The organism is Achromobacter deleyi (assembly GCF_902859705.1).
Classification (GTDB): domain Bacteria; phylum Pseudomonadota; class Gammaproteobacteria; order Burkholderiales; family Burkholderiaceae_B; genus Achromobacter; species Achromobacter deleyi.
This window is the reverse complement of sequence record NZ_CADIJO010000027.1, coordinates 63742-72187: the sequence shown is the minus strand read 5'-3', so window position 1 is coordinate 72187 and position 8446 is coordinate 63742. Positions and strand designations below refer to the sequence as shown.

General features: G+C 68.8%; 9 protein-coding genes. 3 read left to right on the top strand and 6 right to left on the bottom strand.

What is annotated here, in order from left to right:
* Positions 1-438 (bottom strand): Y-family DNA polymerase (locus HV798_RS26850; RefSeq protein ID WP_484456035.1); only part of this gene is annotated, 438 nt, incomplete at its 3' end.
* Positions 368-1066: a translesion DNA synthesis-associated protein ImuA gene (gene imuA / locus HV798_RS26845; protein WP_175216598.1), complete on the bottom strand. Its 699-nt coding sequence runs from the start codon at positions 1064-1066 to the stop codon at positions 368-370. The genes imuA and HV798_RS26850, both read right to left, overlap by 71 nt.
* Before the next feature lie 290 nt (positions 1067-1356).
* On the opposite strand from imuA, the gene HV798_RS31795 reads away from it, so the two are divergent.
* A complete protein-coding gene (locus HV798_RS31795) occupies positions 1357-1518 on the top strand; it encodes a hypothetical protein (RefSeq protein WP_246289194.1) in 162 nt (53 codons plus the stop codon).
* 2 nt (positions 1519-1520) lie between these two features.
* Here HV798_RS31795 and HV798_RS26835 read toward each other — a convergent pair whose 3' ends face one another.
* Positions 1521-3068, bottom strand: a complete 1548-nt coding sequence (locus HV798_RS26835; protein ID WP_369797744.1) for an amino acid permease — start codon at positions 3066-3068, stop codon at positions 1521-1523.
* Positions 3069-3123: 55 nt separating this feature from the next.
* Here HV798_RS26835 and ypfH point away from each other — a divergent pair, with 55 nt between their 5' ends.
* Together ypfH and HV798_RS26825 are read left to right on the top strand one after the other, a co-directional pair.
* Positions 3124-3840, top strand: a complete 717-nt coding sequence (gene ypfH / locus HV798_RS26830; RefSeq protein WP_175216596.1) for an esterase — start codon at positions 3124-3126, stop codon at positions 3838-3840.
* 40 nt (positions 3841-3880) lie between these two features.
* Entirely contained in the window at positions 3881-4681 is an 801-nt protein-coding gene (locus HV798_RS26825) for an IclR family transcriptional regulator (RefSeq protein WP_175216595.1), read from the top strand.
* Positions 4682-4783: 102 nt separating this feature from the next.
* Here HV798_RS26825 and HV798_RS26820 read toward each other — a convergent pair whose 3' ends face one another.
* From HV798_RS26820 to HV798_RS26810, 3 genes are all read right to left on the bottom strand, one after another.
* Positions 4784-5566 carry an SDR family NAD(P)-dependent oxidoreductase gene (locus tag HV798_RS26820; RefSeq protein ID WP_175216594.1) on the bottom strand — a complete coding sequence of 261 codons (783 nt, stop codon included), beginning with the start codon at positions 5564-5566 and terminating at the stop codon, positions 4784-4786.
* A 103-nt stretch (positions 5567-5669) separates the two neighbouring features.
* The gene (locus HV798_RS26815) at positions 5670-6668 is read right to left on the bottom strand and encodes a Bug family tripartite tricarboxylate transporter substrate binding protein (RefSeq protein WP_175216593.1); all 999 of its coding nucleotides are present in this window, start codon (positions 6666-6668) and stop codon (positions 5670-5672) included.
* A gap of 39 nt (positions 6669-6707) precedes the next feature.
* Positions 6708-8441, bottom strand: coding sequence for a thiamine pyrophosphate-binding protein (locus tag HV798_RS26810; protein WP_175216592.1), 1734 nt, complete (start codon positions 8439-8441; stop codon positions 6708-6710).
* Positions 8442-8446 lie beyond the last annotated feature (5 nt).

The window sequence follows — 8446 nt, the reverse complement described above, 5'->3', positions numbered from 1 at the left end:
CAGCAGCCAGGCGCCGGCCGCCGTGGGCGCCATGCCCAGCGATACGCGCAGGTCCAGCGCGGCCAGCGTGGCGGCCACGCGCCGGTGCAAGGCCCGCGGCCCGCGAAAGAATTGCAGGCTGGCGCCTACGTTGAGCAGGATGGTGTCGTCGCCGGCCAGGGCGACTTCGGGGGTGTATTGCAGCAGCGCCAGCGCCGCGCCTTGCAGGGTGTCGGCTTCGGCCAGGGGCTCGCGCGTCAGCAGTTCGACGCCGGGGGCGATGGCCGCCGCGCCGCCGCGGCGCATGCCGGGGCGCACCCCGGCCCGATGGGCGGCGGGGGTGAGGGCGGCCACGCGTTCCTGGTCGAGGACCGCGTAGGCCTGGTCTTCATGCGGCCAGTGCGGGCGCAGGGCGTCCAGCGGCAGGCAGCGCAGGTAGGCGGCGATCCAGAGGCGCATGGCGGGAAGGCGTAAGGGCGCCGGGCTCGAGGCCTACGTACAGCGGGGTGTCGCAGACCGGCCCCCGGCGCTTGAGAATATGGACGGACAACCCGCCCGCGGCGGGCGCAAGCGCCAGGCGCAAAGGGGCGGGGGTGGCGTTTTGCGCCGCGCTGGCCGGGCGCAGGGCGACAAAGAGCAGGTCGCTGGCCTGGGCGGCCAGGTGCAGGCGGCGCAGGGATTCGGGGCGCACGTGGGGCAGCCAGCACAGCAGCGCGCCGCAACTGCCGTTTTTAAGGATCTGTTCGGCGGCCCAGAGGGCATCCAGGGGTTTTTCGGGGGCCACCCACAGCAGTTGCCGGGGATCGAGCCGCCAGCTCATCCAGCTGGCGATATGCGGGGCGTGCGGCGGCTGCACCAGCGCAATGGCGCGGCGGGTTTCCAGTTGCGCCAGGGCGGGCCGCAGCAGGCGGATTTCGCCGATGCCGGGTTGCGGGGTAAGCAGTTCGATCAGCGAACCCAGCGGCCAGCCGCCATCGGGCAGCTCGGCCGACAGGGCGGCATGGCCGGTGGGTAGGCTGCGGGCGGCGCCCCGGGCAAGCTGGGTAGCGCGCCACACGGCGGGGTGGATGTGTTCTGGGGACTGCATGGCGGGCGGACGACCCGGTTTTCCTGGGGTTTGGGGTAGGTATTGCTGTATGAATATACAGTATTTTACCCTAGCGGCAAGTAGCGGAAAGTGTCCGAAAAATGCACCGATGTGGTGCATTTGAGATGAGTCCAGGGGTATCGTGACTGGCCCTGATAACCCCAGTCAGGGGCAGGCCGTGCGATTTGGCACAGGCAACTTTTTCGGGGCAGGGCGTGCTGGCTGCGCGCCCGTTGGCTAACCAGGTAGATCAGATGGCATCACAACTTCAATGCGTGCACGGCGACATCATGACGCAAGCACTTTCGGTCCGGCCCGCCCAGGACGAAAAGCTTGACCGGCAGACCCAGGAAGCGTTAACCGACGTTGAGGGTGGCCGCGTTGTCGATCACCAGGCCGTGCAAGCCTGGGCGGATAATCTCGGCACGGGTCAGCCCCGCGAGAACCGCTGATCTCAGGAACGCACCGCCACCGCCGGCTCATCCTGCCCAATCCCCGCCGCGCGATCGGCTTCCAGGCCGTAGAACTGCATGTCCTCGTAACGAATCCAGTGCGACTTGCGTATCAGCCGGTGGCCGATCCAGAACGCCAGGAACAACGGAATCGCCAGGTAGGTCGAGGCCACGCCGATCCAGTCGATGCGCTCGTCCAGAAAGGCCTGGTAGTTCTGGCCCAGCGTGACCAGCAGGCACAGCACGAAGGCCAACAGCGGGCCGAACGGGAACAGGCCGGCCTTGTAGGGCAGGTTGGCCGTGTCGTAGCCGTGCTTGATGTAGCCCTGGCGGAAGCGGTAATGGCTGACCGCGATGCTCAGCCAGACGATGAATTCGGTCATGCCCGCGAAATTGAGCAGCCAGATGTAGACCGCCTTGGGGCTGTAGACCACGCTGAACATGCACAGGCAGGCAAGCGCGGTGGTGGCCAGCAGCGCGTACAGCGGCACGCCGCTGCGCGTCAGGCGCTTGAAGATCGCCGGGGCCTGGCCTTCGACGGCCATGTTGAACAGCATGCGCGTGGCGGCGTACATGCCGGAATTGCCTGCCGACAGCACCGACGTCAGGATCACCGCGTTCATCACGGTGGCCGCCGACAGCAGCCCGGCGTGCTGGAACACCAGCGTGAACGGGCTGACGGCCACGTCCTCGACCTCGTTGCGCAGCAGTTGCGGGTCGGTATAGGGAATGAGCAGGCCGATGATCAGGATGGCCAGCACGTAGAACAGCAGGATGCGCCAGAACACGTGGTTGATGGCGCGCGGCACGTTGCGGCGCGGGTTTTCGGATTCGCCGGCCGCCACCGCCACCAGTTCGGTGCCCTGGAACGAATAGGCCACCACCATGGCCACGCCCACCCAGGTGGCGGCGTTGCCCACGAAGGGCGCGTCGCCCACCGCCCAGTTGCGCATGCCCACCGGCGCGTCGCTGTGGATGATGCCGGCCAGCATGGCCACGCCCAGCACGATGAAGCACAGCACGGCCACCACCTTGATGATGGCGAACCAGTATTCGGCCTCGCCGAAGCTGCGCGCCGAAAAGGCGTTCAGCCCGAAGGTCAGGGACAGGAACAGGATGCTCCAGATCCATCCTGGCGTGTCGGGAAACCAGTACGCCATGACCAGTTGGGCGGCCACCACGTCCACCGCCACCACCGTGGCCCAACTCAGCCAGAAGTTCCAGCCCAGCGCGAAGCCGAAGCCGCCGTCCACATAGCGGGACGCATAGGTGCAGAACGAGCCCGATACGGGCATGAAGGTGGCCAGCTCGCCCAGGCTGGTCATGATGAAATAGACCATCACCCCGATCAGCAGGTAGACCATCAGCGCGCCGCCGGGGCCCGCCTGCGCGATGGCTGCGCCGGAAGCAATGAACAGGCCGGTGCCGATGGCGCCGCCCAGGGCTATCATGGTCAGGTGGCGTGCCTTGAGCACGCGGTGCAACTGGTTTTGGCCGGCCGGAGGATTTCCCGAGTCTGTCGTCGGTGTTTTCATGGAATGCGTCGAAATGCGTGTGGCGCGCATTTTACAATGGGCCTATCCAGTGCCTTTGCGGAGCCGTTACATGGCTGCTTCTTCCCCGATTTCCCGCTCGCTTGAATTCCTGCCCGAGTCCGGCACCGACGTGCGCCAGCTGTTCATCCTGCTGCACGGCGTGGGCGGTTCGCCCGACAACCTGTTGCCGCTGGCCGAGGCCGTGCGCGCCGCGTTTCCCGCGGCGGCGGTGCTGATTCCCGAAGGCTTCGAGCCCTTTGATGGCGGCGGCACGGGCCGCCAGTGGTTCTCGGTGCGCGGCGTATCCGAAGAAAACCGCCCCGAACGCGTGGCCCAGGCCATGCCGCCGCTGGAAGCCTATGTGCGCCAGGCCCAGGCCCGCTTTGGCCTGCTGCAGTCCGACACCGCGCTGGCCGGCTTTTCGCAGGGCGCCATCATGGCGCTTGAACTGGTGCAGGCGCACGACGGCATGGCCGGGCGCGTGATCGCCTTTTCGGGCCGCTATGCGCAGCTGCCCAAGGCCGCGCCGCAATACACCACCTTGCATCTGCTGCATGGCGCCGACGACCCCGTGATGCACGTGTCGCACATCCAGGCCGCGCAGGCGCGGCTGGACGAACTGCACGGCGACGCCACCATCGACATCGCCACGCACGTGGGCCACGAGCTGCACCCGGCCCTGATCCAGCGCGCCATCGTGCGCTTGCAAACTTGCGTGCCGCTGCGCAGTTGGGAAGCGGCGCTGGGCCTGAACCAGACGCCGCCCGACGGCGCCACGCTGCATTGAACCCGCGCGCCCGAGTGTCTTGCCGGACGAGGGCTGTCCGATGAGCCCCGCGAAATCTGCCGCTGCGCGCGATGCGGACCCCGTCGGCGGCGCGCAAAGCATCTTCCGGGTGCTGCGCATCCTGAAATACGTGGGCGCGGCGCCCGCGCGCGGCGTGGGCCTGACCGATGTGGTGCGCGAACTGGGCCTGACCCCGCCCACCGCGCACCGCATGCTGGCGGCGCTGCTGCAGGAAGGCTTCCTCTCGCTGAACCCCAAGCTCAAGACCTACAGCCTGGGGCGCGAGTCTTACATTCTGGGGCTGGCGGCCGAAAGCCGCCATGGCATCAAGGCCATCGCCGAATCGGCGGTGCTGCGCCTGGCCCAGTCCACCGGCGACACCAGTTTCCTGTCGGTGCGCTCGGGCCACGAGGCCGTGTGCGTCGACCGCAAGACGGGCGATTTCCCCATCAAGATCCTGACGCTGGAAGTGGGCCACCGCCGCCCGCTGGGCGTGGGGGCGGGCAGCCTGGCGCTGCTGGCGTTCCTGCCCAATGACGACATCGAACGCGTGCTGGCGCGCTATGACGCGTCGGCCGCGCCCGACCTGCCGTCCACCGCCATGCTGCGCGAGGACATCGCCGCGGCGCGCAAGCACGGTTATGCGCTGAACCCGGGCCGCATCATTCCGGACATGCTGGGAGTGGGCGTGCCGGTGTTCGACCGCGCGCAGCACGTGGTGGCCGCATTGAGCGTGGCGGCGATCCGCTCGCGCCTGTCGGGCGCGCGCTTGCAGGAAGTGGTGGCATCGCTGCAGCGCGCCGCCACGGAACTGGCGGCGGAACTGGCGCCGCGGGCCTGACAGGCCCGGCAAGCGCCTGACCGGCATCGCTGATCAGGTCTGGCCGGCCTCGCCGCGTAATGCGGCAAGCCGGCCCCGTCGCGCAATGCGGCAAACCGGCCGTTACCGCCCCGCGCAGGACTTGCCGCCGTCCACCGGCAGGCACACCCCGGTGATGTAGCGGGCTTCGTCGCTGGCCAGGAACAGCGCGGCATGGGCCACGTCCCAGGCGTCGCCCATGCGGCCCATCGGGCTGGCCGCGTTGCGTCGGCGGCGCATTTCCTCGATGTCTTCGAACTGGCCCGCGATCTGCGCGTAGATCAGCGGCGTGTCCATCACGCCCGGCAGCACCGCGTTGACGCGGATGTTGTCGGGCGCATAGCGCACCGCCAGCGCCCGGGTCAGGTGGTTCAGGCCGGCCTTGGCGGCGTAGTACGAGGTGTAGGGATAGGTGTTGACCTGGATCGACGCCAGCGACGAGATGTTGACGATGCTGCCGCCGCCCTGGGCCAGCATGACCGGCAGCACGTGCTTGCAGGTCAGGAACACGCCGGTCAGGTTGGTGTCGATGACCCGGTGCCAGCTTGCTTCGCTGGCCTCGATAGGGTCGCCCATTTCGGTGATGCCGACGTTGTTGTGCAGCACGTCGATGCGGCCGGCCTGCTCGCGCATGGCCTGCACCACCGCCAGGATCTGGCCGCCGTCGGTAACGTCGGCCGCCAGCGCGGTGCAGCGTCCGCCTTCGTCCAGGATGATCTGGCGGGTTTCCTCGGCCGATTCGGGCCGCAGGTCCACCGCGAACACGTGCGCGCCTTCGCGGGCATATAGCGCCGCGGCGGCTCGGCCGTTGCTCCAGCCCGGCCCGGACGAGCCGGCGCCGAACACCAGGGCCGTCTTGCCCTGCATGCGCCGGCCCGCGCCGGGCCGGACCGAGTCCGATTGACCCGAGCCTGGTTGTCCCGGGTTCGACCGGCCCTCATGGGATTGCCCCCTCTCTGCCTGGCCCATGTCAGTCCGCCGAGATATGGGCGAAGTCGGCCACCTTCTTCCACTTGGCCACGTCTTCCTTGATCATCGCGGCGAAGGCCTGGGGCTGGTCGGCCACCACGTAGGCGCCCACGCCGGCATACTTGGCCTGCACGTCCGGGTCGGCCAGGGCGCGGCGCGAGGCCTCGCTCAGCTTGGCCAGGATGGGGGCGGGCAGGCCGGCGGGGGCCAATAGGCCGTTCCACATTTCGGCGTCGTAGTCGGGCAGGCCGACCTCGGCAAACGTGGGCACGTCGGGCAGTTGCGGCAGCCGCTTCTTGGCGGCCACCACGATGGCGCGCAGGCTGCCGGACTGGATGTGCGCCATGGACGAGGCCGCCGTGTCCCACAGGATGGGCACCTGGCCGGCGATGACGTCGTTCAGCGCCGGACCGGTGCCGCGATATGGCACGTGCATCATGTCCAGCCCCGACAGCGATTTGTAGTATTCCATCGCCATGTGGGTGGCGCCGCCGTTGCCCGACGAGGCGTAGGAATACTTGCCCGGCGCGCCCTTGATCAGCGCGAAGAACGCGGCGTAGTCCTTGGCCGGGAAGTTCTTGTTGACCACGATCACGCCCGGCACGCGGATGATCTGCGTGACCGGGGTGAAGTCCTTGACGGCGTCGTAGGGCAGGTTCTTGTACACCGCCGAATTGGTGCCGTTGGTGCTGGACGTGCCCAGCAGCAGGGTGTAGCCGTCCGGCGTGGCGCTGGCCACGGCGCGCGAGCCCACCGTGCCGCCCGCGCCGCCGCGGTTTTCCACCACCACGGGCTGGCCGATCTGCTTGCCCAGCGCTTCGGCAAAGATGCGGCCCACCACGTCCGACGTGCCGCCGGGCGGAAAGGGCACGATCAGGCGGATCGGGCGGTCGGGGTAGTTGCCGGCGTTGCTTGCCGCATTGCCTTGGGCAGCAGCAGGGCCCGCCAGGGCAGCGGCCAGGGCGGTGGCGCCCAGGGTCAGCCAGTTGCGGATTTTCATGGTTTGTCTCCTCGCTTGGGATTATGTTTTTTTAATGGCTCAGGCGATGCGGTCGCCCGGCTTGATCTTGGCCGCGCGGCTGTCCACGCCCGGCAGCATGTGCGCGGGGTCGCGCGTGACCACTACGTCCAGCACCGTCGGCCGATCGCGGCAGGCGTAGGCGGCGGCCAGCGCGGCGGGTATCTCGGCCGGGTCCTCCACCCGGATGCCGTTGCAGCCCAGCGCGCGCGCCACGTTGGCGTAGTTGGTTTCCGCCAGGTCCGACGACTGGTAGCTGCCGCTGCCGTACATCAGGTGTTGCAGCGCCTTGATATAGCCCGACGCGGCGTTGTTGACCACTACCAGCGTGAACGCCAGGCCCATGCGCACGGCCGTTTCCAGTTCGCCCAGCGACATGTTGCAGCCGCCGTCGCCCGTCAGGCTGACCACCTGCCGGCCCGGGGCCGCGGCCGCCGCGCCGATGGCGCCGGGAATGCCATAGCCGATGGACGCAAAGCCGCGGTCGGGTACGAAGCCGCGGCCCGCGCGCTTGGTATCGAACAGCAGGCCGCCCCAGTGCGCGGCAAAGCCGCCGTCGGCCACCAGCACGCCGTCTTCGGGCAGGCTGGCGTTGATTTCATGCATCAGCCGGGCCATGCCGATGGGCCGGTCGGCGGATGTCAGCTTGCCCTGCACGGATTCGCGCCAGGTGTGCATGGCCTGGCCCACTTCGTCGGCGTAGCCCTGGCGGCGCGCGGCGCCGGCATCGGGCTGCGCGGCCAGGTGCTGGTCCAGGTCCGCCAGCGTGGCGCGCACGTCACCCCACAGCCGCAGCGCGGGCGTCGTGGTGCGGTCGAATTCCTCGGCCACGATGTCCAGGTGGATGATGGGGGCGCCCGTGGACAGCAGGTCGTAGCGGCGCGTGGCCACTTCGCCCAGCTTGCAGCCCACCACGAACAGGCAGTCGGACTTGGATATCAGTTCGTTGGCGATGCGGCTGTAGCGGCCGAACAGGCCAGCGTTCAACGGGTCGCTGCAGGCGATCGCGCCCTTGCCGCTCATGGTGTGGGCCACGGGAATGTTGTAGCGCCGGGCAAAGTCCTGCACGGCCTGCGCGGCATCGCTGATGTGCACGCCGCCGCCGCACAGCATCAGGGGGCGGGCGGCGCCGGCCAGCATCGCGGCGGCCTGCGCCAGACCGTCGGCATCGGGCCGGCAGCGCAGCGCGGGCGCGCGGCGGTAGGTATCCACGGCATGGAAGGCGGCGGCGTCGAAGGCGTGGACTTCATGGGCGATGTCTTCGGGCACGTCCAGCACCACCGGGCCGGGGCGGCCGCTGGTGGCCACGGCGAAGGCGCGCCGCACCAGCTCGGGGATGCGTTCGATCTTCTCGACCCGCAGCACGTCTTTGACCACCGGCCGCAGCACTTCCAGCTGGCGCGCTTCCTGGGTCATGTTCTTCCAGGAATGCATGCGGTGCGAGTCGCCCACCAGCGCCACCATGGCGGTGCCGGCGTTGTAGGCCTCGGCCAGCCCGGTGACCAGGTTGGTCGCGCCCGGCCCCAGCGTGGCGTCGCACACGGCGGGCCGGCCGCTGACCTTGGTGTAGGCGTCGGCCGCGAACACCGCGCAGCGTTCGTCGTTGATCAGGTTGTGGTTCAGCTTCAGGCGCCGCACCGCGTCGTAGAACGGCAGCAGCTGAAAGCCGCCCATGCCGAACATCAGGCCGACGTCATGCGCCGCGAACATGCGGGCGATGGCTTCGCCGCCCGTGATTTCCAGTTTTTCCGACATGCGGA